This window comes from Proteus sp. GOKU, assembly GCF_015475555.1.
Lineage (GTDB): Bacteria > Pseudomonadota > Gammaproteobacteria > Enterobacterales > Enterobacteriaceae > Proteus > Proteus mirabilis_B.
Genome location: NZ_CP034105.1, coordinates 3,490,961 through 3,509,849 on the forward strand (window position 1 = coordinate 3,490,961; position 18,889 = coordinate 3,509,849).

Here is an 18,889-nt window from a genome sequence, read left to right on the forward strand (position 1 = left end):
AGGGTGAAGTGACCAACGGGTATAAATTGAGTATTTATACCCGTTTTATTATTCATAACACATGATGATTTTTGTATTGATGATATTATAGACTTTATTATTATCATTTATTAAAACAAGCTAATTAAAGAGATATAATGAAAAGAATATTAAAATTCATCAGTACATTAGCACTTTCAATACTGACATTTTCAGCTCATGCTCTTTATGTCGGTTCTGAAGTTTTTACCCTTGAATCTGATAAAACCTTTTTCTCTCGTACTTATCTTAATAATACAGACAGAACCAATCTCTATAAAATTCATGTTTATAAAATCGAAAAACCGGGAGGAAAAGAAAAAGATGAAAAACAACTTCCCATAGATGATGGTGAAATACTTTATACACCTTTGCAAAAAGTGTTATTACCAAATGAACATGAGTTTTTTAAATTATTTTATAAAGGTGCTAAAGACGATAAAGAGCGCTATTACCGTATTATTATTGAAGAAACTCCAGTTAACTTAGTACCTTATCAGGAAGACAGTAAACAGCCTTTGGTTGTTCCTACCGTTGGATTAAATACTGTCATGGTGATCCGCCCTCGCGAAATGAAATTCGCTTATGATCATAATAATATTGCCGGCACCATCAAAAACACAGGTAATACTTATTTCCGTTTACTGTTAAATGACAAATGCGATTCTGACGAAGAAAATGCCAAGATATTACAACTCTTACCCGGTGAAAGTTACCAACATCCTTGGCTAAAGAAAGAGCATAAACAATTTATTGTTGCTTTTGACCGTTATATTGGGTTAGAGAATAACTGCGCGACAAACTAACCTAAATGCTGATTAAAAATAAAAAGGTAGCCTGATCAGCTACCTTTTTATTATAAAATAAGTAATCCCACCTAATTTATAACCTTTCCTACTATTTCCTCTTATTTGAAAGAAATTGTAACTTTGTTAAATATATAATTTTTATAAATACATAATTAATTAAATTAATTTATATTCTGTCATATTTATCATTTTCAATTTTTTAATATCAATCATAAAAAGACACAACAATAGACATAATTATATGATAATAAATAATTTTACATTTTTAACGATAAAATTATTTTTATTACATTTTATTCCTATTTTTTTTCGATGTTTTAAATAAACTATTTTTTAAATTTATTGGGTAGTTTTTCTAATGAATTATCTTTTTTAGATAGTCATGATTTAATTTAAATCCTCATGAAAAAGACTTTCTAGCCGATATTACTCTTAACATCGATTGATCCTATAGGAATACATAATGAAAAAATATCACGCCTTACTTAGCTTATTAATGACAGCGTTTACGGCAACAGCAGCCTTTGCTAATACCTCATCAATACAAACCGTGGCAAGTTGGCAAGCAACCGCAGTAAAAAAACCACAAAGTGAATTAGGTGTAACCCCTTTAAATGCCCTACATTTTGAAGTAACAGAAAATAACCGTTTTAATGAGCAAAACGGCACATTCGATATCACCGTTAAAGATATTGAGGGTGCGACAGACTTTAAATTAACGTCAAAAGTGATCAGTAATGAGCTTAGAAATGCTGCTGATAATTCAGTGTTAACAGTCAAAACAGACTGGAACGGTAAAACACTATCAAGCCATCAAGAAACCGTTATCCTTGATAATCAAAAAGGAATAAACAAAGGGCTGGTGGTTGAAAATAAAGCGACAGAAAAAAGTGAGCTAAAAAACCTTCAAAGCGCGTTTCTCTTTAATGTAATAAATGGAACACAACCAACAGCATCCTTACCTGAAGGTTTATGGGAAGGTGCATTACGTATTGAATTTACCAGTAAATGGTCAGGTGACTTTGTGACTTTAGCGGCAAGATAATTAAAATGCTGTGACTTAAAAGAAAACCGTGAAAGAGCGCCAGTATGGCGCTTCTTTATTATTCAATAGAACGTAAATCAAACCTTTGGTTTATAGCTATCTTTATCGAGATCATGTTTTTTCATTCGTAAATACAGCTTCTTACGTGGTATACCCAAGTAATCCGCCACATCACTAACCCGACCTGCAAATAAATATAACGCATCTTCAATTAACCGACGCTCATATTCATCAACTAAATTATCTAAAGGGCCTTCTGGTGGAATAATGGCTCGATGTTGTTCACTATCCACCATTTTCACAATACCTACCGCATATAATTCAGCGACATTTCGTAGCTCACGAATATTACCCGGCCAGTCGTAACGCTTTAAAATATCAAGATAATTACGATCAATTTTTGGTACTGCAATGCCAAGTCGCTGTGCGCTTTGTCGTAAAAAAGCTCTAAATAATGGAATAATATCAGGGCGTCTTGCACTTAATGGAGGCAATGAAAAAGTAATTTGTGAAAAATAGTAATAGAATTCAGGGATTAATCGTCCTTCTGTTACTAATTGCTGTGTATTATTTTCTAAAATCGCAATCGTTCTAAAATGGCGCTTTCCTTGGCGTTCCATATCTAACAGATAAGAGCTTAACCAGCGTTGTGCTTCTGAGGATAAATCATAAGGAGAACGTAAAATTAGCGTTCCTACTTCATCCGCTTCAATTTGAGCTATAACCTGTTTGATATCAGATAAATTCTGGCAATCCACAGTTTGAATTGCTTTATCGCTATGCGGACTTAATTCATGTAATAGTTGAGCAAGAAGATGACGCCCTGTTCCCATCTCGCCTTCTATCATTAAGTCTTTATCGATATCGGCAATTTGTTGCACTTGCTCTCTGATTGCGGTGATTTGCGCACTATCTCCGACTAGTCTCTCTTGCGTGGTGCTTATTACTGCATTTCTAAGAGAAAGAATAGATTGACGCTCTTTATGTGCTTTTGCCACTAGCTCTAAGAAAACAGGCGGATTAATTGGTTTTTCAATAAAATCATAAGCGCCTTTTTTTACCGCTTCTACTGCTAACGGTATATCGCCATGTCCTGTGATCATGATAACCGGAATGCGAGCGTCAATTTGTTTAATGCGCTCTAAAACTTCCATACCATTCATGGCAGGCATATAGATATCAAGAACAACAGCACCCTGCCATTCTGGTGTTAAAAGGCTTAATGCTTTTTCTGGTGAGTCGGTGACTCGTGCAACCATTCCCGCAAGATTGAGTAAATGGCGATAAGATTCAAGAATATCTTCATCGTCATCAATTAATAAAACGTCGATATCAGGCATGTGTGATTGTGTCATTTGTAAACTCCAAAACAACCATGGCGCCACCATTTAATGTAGAGGCCAAGTAAATTTCATAACCAAACCGTTGCATAATTGAACGGCAAATGGATAACCCTAACCCAAGCCCCACATCTTTTGTGGTTGTAAATGGGGTAAATAGTTTTGGTAAAACGGCTGAATTAAATCCTTTTCCACTGTCAGCGATCCCCACTAATTTTCGCTTAGGATCAACAGATAAAAGATCAATCGTGATCTGACTTTCACCAACACCTGCAATGGCATCCATCGCATTAACAAACAAATTAACCAAGACTTGCTCAATTTGTGTTGGATCTGCACAAATGGTTAATTCATCAGGAATATTATTCGTAATAATGCACTGCTCTCGTTTAGAACGCGACTCCACCAGCACCATCGCGCTATCTACCAGCTCTTTTAATGGCGCTGAAACAAAGCTAATTTCAGACGAAGACTTACGTGAGAAATTACGTAATGCTGTAATAATTCGATTCATTCGTGCGCATAGTTTTTCAATGCGCTCGATAGAATCAGGTAATTGATCGTATTTTCCCATCTGCATAGTCAGTTTTGCGCTGTACAGATAAGTGTTGATTGCAGAAAGTGGTTGATTAAGTTCATGCGCAAGGCTGGTCATTGCCTGCCCTACAACCGCCATTTTAGCCGCTTGAACTAGTTCTTCTTGTGTTTGAATTAGATGTTTTTGTGCTTGTTCACGGCGCAACATCTCTTCATTTAATTGCTGATTTTTATCCTGCAAATCTTGTGTTTTTAATGCCACCAGCCGTTGAAGCTCTAATCGGCTTAACTCTTGGCGCGTAATATCTGTGATAGTCACAATATATTTATGCTCATCTTTATGCGGATATTCACGAATATTAAATTGTAAGAAATGAGGCTCACCTACTTTTACCATGCGAATAGTGCATTCACTTTGCCCTAAGCGATAAAGCTGACTGCTTGAGCTAAATTGCGCTTTAAGCATTGTGCTCGCCTCACCACTAAACAGTAACCAAAGAGGTTTATTACTTTGCTCTTTTCCTGTTCCTAATAACGTTGCCGCACTTGGATTGACGGTTTCCATTCTGCCATCGTGGTGGCAGGTAATTAAACTGGCATCGGTATTATTGATAAGATTTAACGCATTGCTGGCTTCAACTTCTTTCATTTGACGCCAAAATCGGCGAAGCCGCCGACTTAATAGACCAATTTCATCTTGCCCTTCAATCAGTACAGGCTCCGTTAAATTACCTTTGGCAACATGCGCTAAGTCATCACTGAGTTTATTCAATCTTGCGATAAGTCTTCTATCAATCAAGATTTTCATCACAATAATACTCAGCAATAGTGATGCAATAATAATCACAACAATAACGATTTTCCCCGTTGCCATTAGTTTACGAGTATTATCATTAAGCTTGTTTAGCGCTTCGCTTGTGGCAAAAACATTGCCTCTTACCGCATTATCAAACTGAGATAACTTTTCATTTAATTCAGGGGTTAATGCTTTAAGCTTTTTTTCGTTTTCTACATCATCAATCAGTGTTTGATAGATATCACCATCATAACGGGTGATAGCGATAATCTCTTGTAATACCTGACGATGAGCAATGGTTGACGGGTAGCTTTTTAGCTTCTGATTTAAAGCGATAATTTCGTCAATTTTAACGCTGATATAGTGGAAAGCGACATCAATATCACGGCTATAACGTTGATGCGCGATTTCCTCGACTAAGCTAATTAACTCATTTTCTGTGGTGAATAACTCTTGTAACAACGTCGATTCTAATAACAGTTGTAAGCTATTTTCCTGTACGTTTTTTTCATTGAGCATTTGGCTGACATGCCACTCAATTTCATTAAGTAGCGGTTTAATATCTTCACCAACGGCGTCATGCATCCACGCTAATTGCCCTAATAATTGAGCAAGACGATTTTCTAATTCACGCCGCTTATCCAGTAACACATCTTGTTTATTAATGAGTTCTGAAAGCTCATCAACAAGTTGAGTATAAAAATCACGTTGTGGTTTTTGCTCTATAGGAAACTCTCGCAAATTATCTAATAACTGATGAATTTCCTGCTGTTGTTGCTCTGAAACTGATTTTCTCTGTGTCTGCTCTCGCTCTTTTAATAGCATTTGCAAATTGGTGCTATAACGCTCCATGTTATAGCTGGTGGTTAACATCGGCAGAGATTCACCCACTGACGCATTAATTTGTGTCGCCAGTTTTCCCCACATAAAAAAGATAACCACACCAATCAATAAGGTGAGTAAAGAACTAAAGATAAACGCCATATACAAGCGTCTACCTAGTTTGCCAAATTGTTTAGGCACTAATAATTTCATCCGTAATACCTTTCATAAAAACAGCGCTTCCTGCTGTATATTTGAACCACAAGGCGGTTAGGGTGATTTTGTCTCTTTCAATAAAACCAATGCTTGTTCAAGCCTTTCAGCTTCTAATGTACGCCATTGATACAACACAGCTAACGCTTGATCAGAATACTCTCGCTGATCGGCTTCTTTCATAAATAATGCTTGTAATGTCGGTGAATTAGCCTCTTTTTCGCTAATAAGCACCGAACTTGCTATTTTTCGAGCTTTACTGATCGCAGAAATACGTTCTGGCGTTTTATTGTCCTGTCTTTCTGCTTCGTGGATATCATTCCAAACTTGGCGCATTAAAGGGAAGTTATGGGTGATCATTTGATCAAATAACACATTAACCACTTCACTACGACGATAAGCCTCATTGCTGTTTAAAATAAATTCCGTGTTATTGGCAAGTTCGTCGTTATTACGTAAGATCTCTTTACTTAATGGGATCTTTGCCATATCGCTTTTATAGATGATCTCTTGACCTTCATCCGATAAAAGGAAGGCAATAAATTTGGCTGCTGTGTCTCTTTTACTGCTTTCTGCCACAATGGCGACATAAGCCGGTAAAATAATCGACTTATCAAAATAGCTAAACTCAACAAAATCAAAGCGTTTTTGATGGTTAAAAGCGTAGTTATCAATAATGGGCCCAGCGCCAACAATGCCTCTGGCGATAGCATCACTGACACGCGAACTACGTGCAGAAATGGAAGAAAGATTACCACTGGTTTCGAGTAAGATCTGCCATCCACGCTCCCAGCCATACTCTTGTAGCACATTTTCTACCATCAATTGCATCGTGCCAGAGTTTGCCGGCGTCGTCATGGTTAAGTGCCCTTGATAAATCGGATCACTTAAATCGACCCAACTTTTCGGTGCCGGAATACCAAGTTTTTGTAGGTATTGCGTATTACTCATAATGCCGATGCCAGAATAGCCCACCGTGGTTATCTTATCGTTTAAGATATCACTATGACGAGTTAACCATTTTGGCGTTTCATACTTGACGGGTAATCGCGCCAGTAGCCCTTCTCTATCTAGATGATGGAAAAAGTTAGCCGATGACGACATCACAATATCAACAGGCTGTGTGGGATATTGTTTCATCATCCGTGTCGCAATCGCGACGCGACGATAAACCACTTGCACCTTAGTATCAGGATAACGTGCACTAAAGGCCTCTGTAAGTGGTCGCATTGGTGTATCTGAAAGTGTCGTCAGTATAACAAGTGGCTGCTCATCACTACGCACTGGTGTGATAAACAGCCAACTAAACAATAAACAGACGAGGCTTAGTGTTATTTTTATTCTCATGACATACCCCTGGTTTTGTTTTGAATAAACATAAAAATGTGTCGAACTTCAAACTTCTGATATTTAGCAATATTTATTATTTTGAGCTAATGAGTCCTTAATGACCCATTTACAACAATGATACGACGATATCTTCACTCATTTTTAAACCAACGCCTAATAGCGATGTTACAAATTTGACTCACCGATTCAGCAGAATGTGTCATCGATGACTCAAAATCCCTCTTTTGCACCAAGATGACCTAAATGAATAGCATCAGCTCTGAAAACCAAAATCAGCTTCAGACATGAATAATATTCGGAGTCATCTCTATGCTAAGTTTCTTTAAAACCAGAAAGGATCTGCCGCTAATAGAAGCGTCAAGTGAAAAGATCCGCGCAATATATAAAAAGCACCAATGGCAGGTCTTCTTTGGTCTTGTTCTTGGTTATGCCATGTTCTATGTGGTTCGTATGGCACTCGGTGTGGTGAAAAAACCTATGCTGGATGCAGGTATCGTAACCACCGCTGAACTCGGTTTAATGGGTTCTGCGTTCTTCTTTACCTACGCATTTGGTAAGTTCTCTAACGGCTTCTTGTCAGATTATGCCAATATTGGACGCTTTATGTCCATCTCGTTAATTGCTTCTTCCTTTGTTTGTATCTTCATGGGAATGTCAACGGCGAGCCTGTTCTTTATCCTGTTATGGGGTATTAACGGTTGGTTCCAATCTGTTGGTTCAGCACCTTCTTGTGTCTCCATCTTCCAGTGGTTCTCACCAAAACAGCGCGGTACGGTTTATTCCATCTGGGGTGGCTCGCGTAATATCGGTGAAGCAATTACGTGGATCTTGACTGCAACCATAGTGAGCTTCTTCGGCTGGCGTGCAGGTTTTATCGGTGCAGGTATCGCAGGTATTGCTGCGGGTATCATCTTACTGATGATCTTAAAAGACCGTCCTCGTACTTATGGTTTACCTGATCCAGCAACTGCGTATGGCGAAGAGTCAGAAGCGGTTAAATCAAGTGATCCTAAAGAAACTCGTCGCGCTCAGTTATTCGTATTAAAACAACCAACAGTGTGGATCATCGCAGCAGCATGTGCGGCTATGTATATCTCTCGCTACGCAATCAGTTCATGGGCAGTGCTTTACCTACAAGGTTCAAAAGGTTACTCACTGATTGATGCAGGTTTCGCAATGTCAACTTACCCAATCGCGGGTTTCTTCGGCGCAATCTTAGCGGGTATGGCTTCTGACAAACTGTTTAACGCTAACCGTCATATTCCAACACTGATTTACGGTATCGCCAACATCGCTGGTTTTGCACTGATGTTCTGGGGTCCACAAAGCCGTGTTATGGATGCTATTGCATTAAGTATGGTTGGTTTTGCAATGGGTGGTCTGGTTGTGTTCTTAGCAGGCTTAACCGCTTGTGACCTGATGCCGAAAAACGCAGTAGGTGCAGTAAAAGGCTTTATCGGACTGTTCGCTTACATTGCAGCATCCGCTCAAGAACTGATTTCAGCATCACTGATTAAAGTAACTCAAGTGGGTGATATCACTAATTACGACTTCACCACAGTACAGTATTTCTGGATAGGTTCTGCCATCGTTTCCATGATTTTAGCGACGCTAGTCTGGAATGCGAAAAAAGTTACCATGGATTAATGAATTAATTAAGTTGTCATCAAGGGATACCGTTGGGTATCCCTCTTTAAAAAGAGAATGTCATTATGCGTAAGACAAAAATTGTTGCGACTCTTGGCCCAGCTAGCTGTTCAGAACAGATGATTGAAAAGCTGATTATGGCTGGTGCTAACGTATTTCGTTTAAACTTTTCACATGGTACTCGCGAACAGCATCAGGCCACTGCCGCAACTATCCGTCAGGTCGCAGAAAAACATCGTGTATTTATCGGGATCTTAGCAGACCTGCAAGGCCCGAAAATTCGTATCGCTAACTTTAAAAATGATTCAATTCAATTAAAACAAGGCGATAGCTTTATTCTAAATGCAGATTTAGACAGCACATTAGGCGACGAGCAGCAAGTTGGTTTGGACTACCCACAACTTGTTCAAGAAGTCACACCAGGGAATATTCTGTTACTTGATGATGGCAATATTCAATTACAAGTCAGCGCCGTCAATAATAATAAAATAGAGACTGTCGTTACTGTTGGTGGAAAATTATCTAACCGTAAAGGCATTAACTTACTCGGCGGTGGTTTATCTGCACCTGCATTAACAGACAAAGATAAACAAGACATACACACAGCAGCCGCCATTCAAGCAGACTATATCGCCGTTTCATTCCCTCGTAATGGGGCAGATATTGAATATGCTCGTGGTTTAGTAATTGCAGCAGGAAGTCACGCCAAAATCGTTGCTAAAGTTGAACGTGCAGAAGTGGTTTCTTGTGAAGAAAACATGGACGACATCATTAAAGCATCTGATGTCATTATGGTGGCACGAGGCGATTTAGCCGTAGAAATTGGTGATGCCAGCTTACCGGGCGCACAAAAACAACTGATTGCACGCTGTCGCGCATTAGGTTGTCCTGTGATCACGGCAACCCAAATGATGGAATCAATGATTGAAAGCCCAATGCCAACCCGTGCAGAAGTTATGGATATTGCGAATGCGGTTGGTGACGGAACAGATGCCGTCATGTTGTCAGCTGAAACGGCGGCAGGGAAATATCCAGTGGAAGCCGTTAGTGCAATGGCACGCGTAGCTGAAGGTGCAGAGCGCTCTTTTGCCGCTAATGCTGAAAATCCTTGGCAATCACCGTCTTACTATTCACAAACTGGTCGTTGGATTGCATTAGCTGCTGCCACAACGGCTTTCCATGACGACAAGCATTTAAGCGTTGCCGCATTAACCGAAAACGGCAAATCAGTGACCTTATTGTCACGCTTTATGCCAAACAACAACGTATATGCATTAACAGATAATCCTGCACTTGCTGGTCAATTGACTGTATTACGTGGTGTAACGCCTGTGGCTTATCAACGTCAAAACACCAATGACTGCGATGAAAGCATCATGCAAAAACTGCAAGCAGAGGGATTATTAACAGACATGAATTCACTCTTAATTACCCGTTTATCAACCTTTGAAAAAACGGGTGAAAGCGATTGTTGTCATCTTGTTCCTGTAAAACAAGTTGAAGCAGCAACGGCTTGAGTGTCTTCCATCAAGGGGCTTATGAGAGAGGCAACCTGAAGTAAATAACAAGAAAAAGAGCACACCAAATCATTTTAGCCACAAGGATTGTGGCTATTTTTCTTTTTATTCATCGCAAGGATAGGCATCTTGTAATGCGGCAATATAAACTAACTCTATTGATGTATCTTTATATTTTTGCTTAGCAATAGGATATTTATCAAGATAAGCATCAATATGCTTTACCATAAAATCGCCATTTTGTATGACTTTTTTGGGTGGACAATAAAGTGGCTTAAAATCATTACCTTCATTATGCAATCTTACTGATACTGCATAAAAATTAAATCCATTCGCAATACCGTTCAAGTAAGCTTGTGTCACCGATTCTAGTTGTTTATTAGAAGGATGGTCTAAGGCTAATAATCGTTTTACCTCAAGATAACCACTTAATGTCACTGCCTGTGAATAAAGTGGGAATAGCAGTAACATCCCTATTAACCCTTTTAATAACATTCCTTTTTTCATGCTAATTTTCTCTTTAGTTCAATAGATATTGATTTCATTCTAGTCGTTTTATTGCTCTAAGAATATGTGCAACGAATATATACATTGAAGATCTTTTCGAAGATCTGATTGTACAAATCAGACTCATCAAATTGTGATCACAAACTCATTTAGAATGGTTTCTAAACTAATTAGTCGTTTTATACTTTACAAAGTAAATAAAACGGTGCATAACTATCAAACACAGACGATTTTATATAAAAAAAACATCTTTTAGTTTTGTTTCTAAACAAATGGAGTAGTAACGTGACACCGAACGTACCCAATACATTACGGCAAATGAATGCCTCGCTTGTATTAAATGTCATTCGTCATCAAGGTCCTTTGTCACGGGCTCAGATAGCCAAAATTAGCGGGATTACAAAAGCGACGGTGTCTGAAATTATTAACGATCTCCTTGAAGAAAAAATCGTTTATGAAAGCGGAGTCAGTTCGCCAGCAGGACAAGGCAGGAAAGGTATTTTAGTTAACTTCGATCCTCAACACAGTTTAGGTGTCAGCATTGACTTAGGTGGAACAAAAATCGCTTATGCGGTTTTTAACTTAGATGCCGAATTGTTGTATGAATATCAAGAGCCTACCTTTGATACTGACGATCGTGAGTACTTTATTACGCAATTTGCACAAAGTATTGAAAATGTGATCGAAAAAAGCGGCGTAGACCGTCAAAAGATCAATGTTATCGGTGTCGCCACACCAGGGATCATCGATATCAAAAATGGTGTTGTACTAGAAGGCTCCCCTAACTTACCTCAATGGGATAATTTACCTCTAGCACAACAGCTTACAGAAAAACTCAATGTACCCGTTGTACTCGAAAATGATATTCGTGCAGCACTTGTGGGTGAAATGTGGAAAGGCCGTTGCCGTCATACGCACAGTTGTGCGCTGATTGGGATCGGCACAGGATTAGGCTCCGCCTTGCTGATGGATGGAAAAGTTATCCGCGGTGCAAACAATGCGGCTGGTGAAATCGGCTATATGATGTTTGCTCGTGACCATCTCTTTCGCAATTGGCGTAACAAAGGATGCTTTGAAAGTTTCTGCTCTGGCTCAGGTTTAAGTGAGCGAATGGCAAACTTACGAGGAGAAAATCTTAGTGCCATTGAGATTATTCAAGCCTCACAACAAGGCGATCCGCTTGCTCAATCCTTAGTTGAGGAAATGGCTGATTATCTTGCTATCGGCATTATGAATTTAGTCGCCATTGCAAATCTGGAAAAAGTGGTATTAACAGGCGGGATCACACGCTCTGCTGACACCTTTTTACCGCGTGTTCAGGCAAATCTAGATAGACATTTATTTGCTAACACCAAAGTGAATATCGAGCTTTCTGAATTATGGGAAAAAGGCCCGCTTTATGGCATTGCTATTCTCGCCTTAGCCACGGTTTATCCATCAATTCAATTTATGCCCGAGATCCAATTGAGATAACCCTAATAAAAAGTCTTTAAACGAGATGGGAGCGACTCATGGCAGGAATACATCTTCACCCACATGATATTTTAGACGAAGGCATGCCCGCTATTCTTCAACGCCTTGATGGTATGAAGCATGTTGAGCATTTATTTGTCGAAATTAATACTATATTTGAACGTAACCCTTACCCTGTTGGCGATCTGCCTCATAACCCTATTCATAATGTGGTTATGGGAACAGGTACACTACATATCAATACTCATACTGATTTTCCTCGTCTGGGCCAACGAGTTGATCCCACCATTTTATCGGGTGCTGATCCGCTAATGACGATAAAAAAAGCCACCGACGGTGGAAAATATAAAGTCATTCCATGGGCAAATATTCTGAATGGCGATTTTATTGGTGATGTAGAAAACAATCAGGTTGTCGATTTTAAAGGCCGTCCACAAGAACACTGGCTCTGCCCTAATGCCCCTGATGTTGCTCAATTATGGCAAAAAACATTCACAGCATTAAAACAAAACTACGGTTATGACACTTTTTTAATTGACCGCATTCGTTTCCCTGATTGGGCAGGTAAAGAAGTCAATCCAGCGGGATTATTTACCTGTTTTTGCCCTCATTGTGAAAAGAAAATGGTGCAACAAGGCTTACCCGTTAATGAAATCAAGCATCGCCTTGCGGCTTTAGCGGATTCATTAAAACAAGGGGATTTCGAAGCACCTGTTACTGCACTAAAAGAAGAACCTCTGTTAAAAGCATGGCAGCTATTTCGCCAACAGAGTGTGACTCAATTAGTTAAAAAATTGCTGTCTGATGCCAAACAAACGGCGGGTGGAATTACGTTATGGCTCGATTTGTGGCCACCGGCATACAGTTGGATTTTGGGTCAGGACTATCATGAATTAACGCGTTATTCATCAACACTTAAACATTTCCCTTATCACAAATTAGGGGGCGGTGCGGATGTTCAAGGATTAATTAATCATTTTGCTCATGATAGTGAAAGCCAAGAGCGTGCATTTACTGCGTTTAAACGCTTATTTGAATTACCTTATGATATTTCATATGAAACCTTTAAACAGCAAGGTTTCCCTATTCACTTTGTTGCTGAACAAAATAATAAAGTTCGCCAGCTTTCACAGCCAAATACCTTTATTTATAGCGGTATTCAAATGTGGAATTTACCTGCCGCTCAATTAATTGAAGCCGTTATTGCCGCAGAAGAAAGTGCTTGTGATGACTTACTTTATTATTGCTATGGATGGGCGACTCAAGAATTATTTGATGCGATTGGTGAACACAATGCACCTAATAACGCTTATAACAACAATAACAACAACACAATTAAAGAATAATACACCGCGGAAAATCAGGATCAAATTATGGCTAAACAACAAAAATGGAAAGTCTTTTTCCTTCTGTTTGTCACGATGTTTTTACTCGGTGGCATTCAAAATACAAAAGGACTTATTCTCGAACAAGTTCAACATGATATTTCATTAAATATGAGCCAAGTGGGCTCATTAATTACCTTTTTCCAAATCGGCTTTTTAGTCGCCAGTTTATTAACGGGCTATTTTACCGATAAGAAAGGGTTAAAAGTCATGATGTTTATTGGCTCATTAATGATGGCTGTTGGTTTAACAGGAACCAGCCTTGCTTTCAACGTGATGCTATTTTTTGGCTTTTATCTGGTCATTGGTTTAGGGATTGGCTCAATGCTTGTCTCTATCGTTACTGTTATTCCAACTTTCTATAAAGAGAAAGCAGGAATGATGTTTAATGTCTCTAACGCTATGTTTGGTGTAGGGATGATTGTTACGCCACTTATTTTACAATATCTATTCTCACACTCTATTTCATGGCGTACCTTTTATGTTGGTGTTGCCGTTATTGTTGCTGTGATTATTTTAGTATTAAGTACGCTAAAAATAGAAAGTAGCGCACAAGTCGATATGAAATTCAGTGACTTTTTAGAGTTACTGACACAAAAATCACTGTTGCTGGTTATTTTATTTATCACTTTATATGTGGCAGCTGAAGCCGCATTCTTAAACTTCTTCCCTATTTTCTATACCTCTATGGATATTGGGAATATGAGTAATGCGCAAAAAGCAGAAACAGCCGCTTATGTTATTTCTAGTTTTGCATTCTTATTTACTATCGGTCGCTTTATTGGTGGCTTTATTAACCTTGCACTGGGTGATCGCAAAACATTGATTTTATTTTCACTGTTCTCGCTTATCGCCATTATTGTTAGCCGTATCTTTGTGCAAGATGTTGTTTATCTCTTTATGGTATTTGGTTTTGCATTATCTGTGCTATTTCCAACAGCCGCAGCGGTTGCCACAAAATTAACCAGTAAAAGTGGCTCGGTGATGGGACTTATTTATGTGGCTTCAGGATTGGGCGGTGCGTTAGCAGGTTCATTAATCGGTCAGGTTTCAGAAAGCTATAATGTTTCTGTTGGCTTTAACCTAATTATCGTATTCGTCGCCCTCTTCTTTATCATTTCTCTGTTTATTAGAGAACAAAAACAATAACAACGACGTATTATGCCTCTGAAATTTTCCCCCTCTTTATGAGGGGGTTTTTATTTCTATCACCCTATCTTCTCAATCTATATTCTCTTTTATTCTGTTGATTTTTTCGCCATCGCCCTAATAATAGTATTTATATTCACTGTTAAAATAGGAGAATATGATGGCAAGTGGATGGGCTAATGATAATGCTGTTCAAGAGCAAATAGATGCCACCATTGATGATGCAATTGCAAGAGCTCGCAATCAAATGGCACAAGGTGAAAGTGCAGAGTTTTGTGATGAATGTGGTGAGCCAATCTCTCTGGCTCGGCAAAAAGCCGTTCCAGGTGTACGCTATTGTTTAAATTGCCAAGAAGCGTTCGATAAAAAGAATAATACGTTTAGTGGGTATAATCGTCGTGGTAGTAAAGATAGCCAACTCAGATAATCTGCAACTATTATCCGATAAAACAAAAACTGTACCTTAATATGAGTTTCCTCTATTAAAGTACAGTTTATTTTATTTAATCAGCCAATAATTTGATTAGATTTTCGCAGCCTTTTTTGAGCTCATATTTTGACTCATGTCGGTTAAAATCTTCATAAAATTATCAATATGCGCACGTTCAGTATTTGGGTTCATAAATACGGCTTTTTCACCCGGAAGATAAACATAACGGTTATTTTTCGCATATTTAGAGCAGGCAATAGAATCCACCCAGTTAGTAAATAATCCTTCTCGACCACGCTGTAAGAAAAGTTTTCTATGCCATTGTGTGTTATGAACCATAAAATCATACGCTTCTTTGTCAGTAGAACATGTCTGTTCTAAATCAAACGCAACGTTAGGATCTTTTACTAAGTTAGGATCATACAGTTTAAAACCAACACTTGGACCTTGGTTTTGAGGAACGATAACTTTTGCGTTACCCATCTCTAAGAGTTGATGGCGCATATAGTTCGCATTTTGCAGGCAGTGAGCAATAATGGTTTGATAACCCTCAATTCCCATATAATGCATTGCAGAGTAAGCACCAAAAATACCCACACCACTACGTGTACATTCAATAGTAGATTGTAAGTGAGTCTGCCCTTCTAACTCATGCTCAAAATAGGTGAAGTTTTCAGGATCGTTTTCAAGTGCAACGAAGTCATTTCCGTTTTTCACCAGCACTAAACTTGAGGTGTAAGGAACGTAGCCCCACTTATGGAAGTCGATAGTGATAGAATCGGCATATTTCAGATGTTTGAATTTCTCTACGTTCTGACGTAAACCTTCTAAAGTGACATCATTAATTGCCAGTGGGTTACCGCTAAAGTCATATTCTAAGAAGAAAATGATCGGCCAACCAACAGCCGCATCAACGTGTACGTGTGGCTTAACAGGGATCTCGAACTCTTCACATAAACGGTCACGTAACTCACAAACACCTTTCACATCATCCACACCAAAGGTATCTGTTGTTCCGGTAGTTAACATGATCGTTGGCACTTTACACTTAACGGTAAAGCACGCTCTTAATTCACGCTCTAAGTGCTCTAAATTAATGGTGTTATCTTCAGACACTTTAATACGGATGGTTTTGTTATCAACATCAACACCTAACAGCGCAAGGTTAGTCATGTTTGAGTAGTGACCACCTTGAGAGTTAATGATGCGATAATCTTGATCTGCTGCCATACCTAAGTGTTTAGAATTAGGCATAGATTTGCGTAAACCAAATAGATAACCATATAAATTACACATGGTGCCACCTTGAGTGAACACACCAGATGCAACTTCAGGATCGTAACCAACCAATTTAGCGACTTTTTTAATCGTCACTTTTTCTAACGCATCAGCGACACCTGAATATTCACAATACACCATGTTAGGGTTGCCCATTAACCCCAAGATTGAACCATAAACACCCGGATCACTTGGCATTGCAATAACGTTTTCAACAGCTAATGGATTTTCCCAGTTTTTACACAGTGTCGAAACTAACATCAGTAATTCATTAGGATCGTTTTCTGGGTAATTAATATTTTGTTGGATTTGCGTATCCGCCATTAAACGATCGAATAGCTGTTGCCCATTTGAGTAACGTTGTAATTGGTCATTATCGTTAGTTGTTGTTTTTCTAAACTGTGTAATCGATTGGATTGTTTTATCCTGAAATATCGGCCAATACTTCGGATCTCGGCTGAAAAAGTGAGCAATAACGTCGTGGTATTTCTTCTCAAATTCCGCATTCAGAATGTTAGCAGAAGATAGACCTAATAAATCTTGATTTTTCACTATATTCTCCAAATAGAAACCGACAAAAATTCAAATTGATTGCATAGCAATACTATACATTTTCTAATTAAATTAGTTAGTGCTTCATGCGATCACATAGGTTCTGTTGGCAACCACATAAAACAAAATATTTTATTTAATATCAATACAATAGAAATCTTCGGAAAGTTAAATTTACAGATGTTATTATTTCATTTATATGCTTATGTGACTGACATCACAGTGAAAATAAAGCTATAAACAAAAATAATCACCTGCAATACTATTAACTATTTGAAATATAATCAAAATATAATAATCACATGCTAACCAACTGATATTACTGAATTCTTAATTTAATTAATTGAATTAATCTGTTATTTCCACAATTGGTACAGCAAAAATTACATTTAATTTAATTACAACGAACAAAATCAAACGAAAACACTATGATATTTTTCATAATTAGCAAATTAATTTTAATTTTAACTATTATTAGGTACAAAATATTGGATAAGGCTAAGTTAATAGATAGTGTTTAATGAAAATATAAATAAAGAAATTATCACAGTTGATTGTTCTGGTAATACTATAAATATTGGTTAAAATGAAAATTAGTAACCTAACTAAATAATCAGAATATTTACTCTACATATTTTGTGTTCTTTGCCGATACTTAAGGTAATAGAGTAGGTAATTAACGGAGAACACAATATGAAAGCACATATCGCTGTTGCTGCTGTATTCGTATTATTATCCGCAAGTGTCCATGCTGAAGAATTTACCTGCCAACTTGAAAATGGTAAGTATGTCAGTGTGTTCGTTGAACATGGAAAGCCTCCTGTTTATCGTTATGGCACACTTGCTAAAACAGAGATCACGCTACCAGTCCCTCAGCAACCCAATAATAATGTCTTTTATGGACATCAGATGTTTGTTGCAGGGGCATCGACCTATGTTCGTTTTAAGAATGGAAACTATAGCTACGTCGTTTATGACGGTGAAGGAAGAGGCTGGAATTTTAACGGTATTATTGTTTATAAAGACAATAACATTATCAGTAAGAAAGAGTGTAAAGAGCCATTAACACCAAGTCTGGATAATATCAAAGATTATTCCATCAAAATGGACCCTTACTTAGAAACGTATATTTATGCTCCATAGTTTTTAGCTTTATTAATTAGACATAAAAAAACCCAATTTAAAAATTGGGTTTTTATTATTTAAATTGACGCTCTAATAATTAATATATTAAGCGCTCCCCTATAACTAATAGCTATATTAAAGAGAATATATTAAAGAGAATAAATTGAATAATGACTTTAAAGTGTTGAATTATCTAAATTTCAAAAAGGGCATCGCCGTGATAAGCGTTAAAATCCCATTTTCTCATAATAGTAATGACTTGCTGTATTACCCATTTTGAACCAATATCAAACTCATGTTCAATAGCGCAAGGTATTGCAATACCTGAGTTTTTACATTTTATCGTAAAAGAAAACCCTTCTTCTTTCTCTAATATTTTCTGTAAATGATGCTTAATAAATTTTATAAATATAGTTCTAAGTTCATTTAAAGTAATTGGTGGGTTATTACGATTATCATTAAGTCGTTCGGCTGCAAAATGGAATGATATTTTTAATTTAGCCCTATCTTCTTGAAGAATTTCATTAATATTTGCAACTAACTGATTTATTTCTTGCTCTGTTATCATATATAGGCAGCCGTGATCTCAGCGAGTTTTTTATTCAATTCTTCATCACTTGTTGCGGTAATCGTACCTACAAATTCCGTATGAGATAAAGTTCCTGTACGTACATCAAACTCATAATTATTAAATGAATCAACCACAACAAATACTTTTGTTATCGGGTTAAAAAAAGATGCACAATTTTGGGCTATGCACATATCAAAGTTCATATTACCCTCCTACTTTGCTATAAAAATGTAGGAATAGAGATCTTCAATCTCATTACCTATGTTATATAGGCTACAAAATACACTATTGATAGTCAAGAAAATAGATAGTTACAAGCTAAAAA

The 18,889-nt window shown here is 37.7% G+C and carries 16 protein-coding genes; 9 read left to right on the plus strand and 7 right to left on the minus strand.

Annotated elements, in window-relative coordinates; all coding sequences use genetic code 11:
• Positions 1–137 precede the first annotated feature (137 nt).
• The gene (locus EHE21_RS15975) at positions 138–824 is read left to right on the plus strand and encodes a fimbrial protein (protein WP_194951223.1); all 687 of its coding nucleotides are present in this window, start codon (positions 138–140) and stop codon (positions 822–824) included.
• Between the two features lie 466 nt (positions 825–1,290).
• Entirely contained in the window at positions 1,291–1,872 is a 582-nt protein-coding gene (locus EHE21_RS15980) for a common pilus major fimbrillin subunit EcpA (protein WP_194951224.1), read from the plus strand.
• A gap of 77 nt (positions 1,873–1,949) precedes the next feature.
• On the opposite strand, the gene EHE21_RS15985 is transcribed toward EHE21_RS15980, so the two are convergent.
• From EHE21_RS15985 to EHE21_RS15995, 3 genes are read right to left on the minus strand one after another with little or no spacing between them, the layout of a single operon-like run.
• Entirely contained in the window at positions 1,950–3,227 is a 1,278-nt protein-coding gene (locus tag EHE21_RS15985; protein WP_088494586.1) for a sigma-54-dependent transcriptional regulator, read from the minus strand.
• Positions 3,205–5,580 (minus strand): ATP-binding protein, encoded by a 2,376-nt coding sequence (locus tag EHE21_RS15990; protein ID WP_194951225.1) that lies wholly within the window; start codon positions 5,578–5,580, stop codon positions 3,205–3,207. The genes EHE21_RS15985 and EHE21_RS15990 overlap by 23 nt, the downstream gene beginning before the upstream one ends.
• 57 nt (positions 5,581–5,637) lie before the next feature.
• A complete protein-coding gene (locus EHE21_RS15995; RefSeq protein ID WP_194951226.1) occupies positions 5,638–6,927 on the minus strand; it encodes an ABC transporter substrate-binding protein in 1,290 nt (429 codons plus the stop codon).
• 312 nt (positions 6,928–7,239) lie between these two features.
• Between EHE21_RS15995 and EHE21_RS16000 the strand changes: the two genes are divergently transcribed.
• Positions 7,240–8,577, plus strand: coding sequence for an MFS transporter (locus tag EHE21_RS16000; protein ID WP_194951227.1), 1,338 nt, complete (start codon positions 7,240–7,242; stop codon positions 8,575–8,577).
• 65 nt (positions 8,578–8,642) lie between these two features.
• Entirely contained in the window at positions 8,643–10,094 is a 1,452-nt protein-coding gene (pyk, locus tag EHE21_RS16005; protein WP_194951228.1) for a pyruvate kinase, read from the plus strand.
• A gap of 105 nt (positions 10,095–10,199) precedes the next feature.
• Here the strand turns inward: pyk and EHE21_RS16010 are convergent, their stop codons facing one another.
• Positions 10,200–10,601 carry a hypothetical protein gene (locus EHE21_RS16010; RefSeq protein WP_166540073.1) on the minus strand — a complete coding sequence of 134 codons (402 nt, stop codon included), beginning with the start codon at positions 10,599–10,601 and terminating at the stop codon, positions 10,200–10,202.
• A gap of 285 nt (positions 10,602–10,886) precedes the next feature.
• Between EHE21_RS16010 and EHE21_RS16015 the strand changes: the two genes are divergently transcribed.
• From EHE21_RS16015 to EHE21_RS16030, 4 genes are all read left to right on the plus strand, one after another.
• Complete coding sequence (locus tag EHE21_RS16015) at positions 10,887–12,074, plus strand: ROK family transcriptional regulator (RefSeq protein ID WP_228766703.1); 1,188 nt, start codon at positions 10,887–10,889, stop codon at positions 12,072–12,074.
• Positions 12,075–12,112: 38 nt separating this feature from the next.
• The gene (locus EHE21_RS16020; RefSeq protein WP_194951229.1) at positions 12,113–13,420 is read left to right on the plus strand and encodes a hypothetical protein; all 1,308 of its coding nucleotides are present in this window, start codon (positions 12,113–12,115) and stop codon (positions 13,418–13,420) included.
• Positions 13,421–13,447: 27 nt separating this feature from the next.
• The gene (locus EHE21_RS16025) at positions 13,448–14,608 is read left to right on the plus strand and encodes an MFS transporter (RefSeq protein ID WP_099660231.1); all 1,161 of its coding nucleotides are present in this window, start codon (positions 13,448–13,450) and stop codon (positions 14,606–14,608) included.
• A gap of 160 nt (positions 14,609–14,768) precedes the next feature.
• Positions 14,769–15,035, plus strand: a complete 267-nt coding sequence (locus tag EHE21_RS16030) for a DksA/TraR family C4-type zinc finger protein (protein WP_194952694.1) — start codon at positions 14,769–14,771, stop codon at positions 15,033–15,035.
• 96 nt (positions 15,036–15,131) lie between these two features.
• Here the strand turns inward: EHE21_RS16030 and EHE21_RS16035 are convergent, their stop codons facing one another.
• On the minus strand, positions 15,132–16,868 hold the full coding sequence (locus tag EHE21_RS16035) for a pyridoxal phosphate-dependent decarboxylase family protein (protein ID WP_194951230.1): 1,737 nt from the start codon (positions 16,866–16,868) through the stop codon (positions 15,132–15,134).
• A gap of 693 nt (positions 16,869–17,561) precedes the next feature.
• Between EHE21_RS16035 and EHE21_RS16040 the strand changes: the two genes are divergently transcribed.
• Positions 17,562–18,011, plus strand: coding sequence for a hypothetical protein (locus tag EHE21_RS16040; RefSeq protein WP_088494576.1), 450 nt, complete (start codon positions 17,562–17,564; stop codon positions 18,009–18,011).
• A 175-nt stretch (positions 18,012–18,186) separates the two neighbouring features.
• Here the strand turns inward: EHE21_RS16040 and EHE21_RS16045 are convergent, their stop codons facing one another.
• Both EHE21_RS16045 and EHE21_RS16050 read right to left on the minus strand, forming a co-directional pair.
• Positions 18,187–18,561, minus strand: a complete 375-nt coding sequence (locus EHE21_RS16045; RefSeq protein WP_194951231.1) for a hypothetical protein — start codon at positions 18,559–18,561, stop codon at positions 18,187–18,189.
• A complete protein-coding gene (locus tag EHE21_RS16050) occupies positions 18,558–18,767 on the minus strand; it encodes a hypothetical protein (protein ID WP_109410045.1) in 210 nt (69 codons plus the stop codon). Before EHE21_RS16050 ends, EHE21_RS16045 begins: the two co-directional genes overlap by 4 nt.
• Between the last annotated feature and the right edge of the window lie 122 nt (positions 18,768–18,889).

Coding starts and splice junctions, on each gene's coding strand:
- EHE21_RS15975 (WP_194951223.1), top strand. CDS start 138: ATGAAAAGAATATTAAAATTCATCAGTACATTAGCACTTTCAATACTG.
- EHE21_RS15980 (WP_194951224.1), top strand. CDS start 1,291: ATGAAAAAATATCACGCCTTACTTAGCTTATTAATGACAGCGTTTACG.
- EHE21_RS15985 (WP_088494586.1), bottom strand. CDS start 3,227: ATGACACAATCACACATGCCTGATATCGACGTTTTATTAATTGATGAC.
- EHE21_RS15990 (WP_194951225.1), bottom strand. CDS start 5,580: ATGAAATTATTAGTGCCTAAACAATTTGGCAAACTAGGTAGACGCTTG.
- EHE21_RS15995 (WP_194951226.1), bottom strand. CDS start 6,927: ATGAGAATAAAAATAACACTAAGCCTCGTCTGTTTATTGTTTAGTTGG.
- EHE21_RS16000 (WP_194951227.1), top strand. CDS start 7,240: ATGCTAAGTTTCTTTAAAACCAGAAAGGATCTGCCGCTAATAGAAGCG.
- pyk (WP_194951228.1), top strand. CDS start 8,643: ATGCGTAAGACAAAAATTGTTGCGACTCTTGGCCCAGCTAGCTGTTCA.
- EHE21_RS16010 (WP_166540073.1), bottom strand. CDS start 10,601: ATGAAAAAAGGAATGTTATTAAAAGGGTTAATAGGGATGTTACTGCTA.
- EHE21_RS16020 (WP_194951229.1), top strand. CDS start 12,113: ATGGCAGGAATACATCTTCACCCACATGATATTTTAGACGAAGGCATG.
- EHE21_RS16025 (WP_099660231.1), top strand. CDS start 13,448: ATGGCTAAACAACAAAAATGGAAAGTCTTTTTCCTTCTGTTTGTCACG.
- EHE21_RS16030 (WP_194952694.1), top strand. CDS start 14,769: ATGGCAAGTGGATGGGCTAATGATAATGCTGTTCAAGAGCAAATAGAT.
- EHE21_RS16040 (WP_088494576.1), top strand. CDS start 17,562: ATGAAAGCACATATCGCTGTTGCTGCTGTATTCGTATTATTATCCGCA.
- EHE21_RS16045 (WP_194951231.1), bottom strand. CDS start 18,561: ATGATAACAGAGCAAGAAATAAATCAGTTAGTTGCAAATATTAATGAA.
- EHE21_RS16050 (WP_109410045.1), bottom strand. CDS start 18,767: ATGAACTTTGATATGTGCATAGCCCAAAATTGTGCATCTTTTTTTAAC.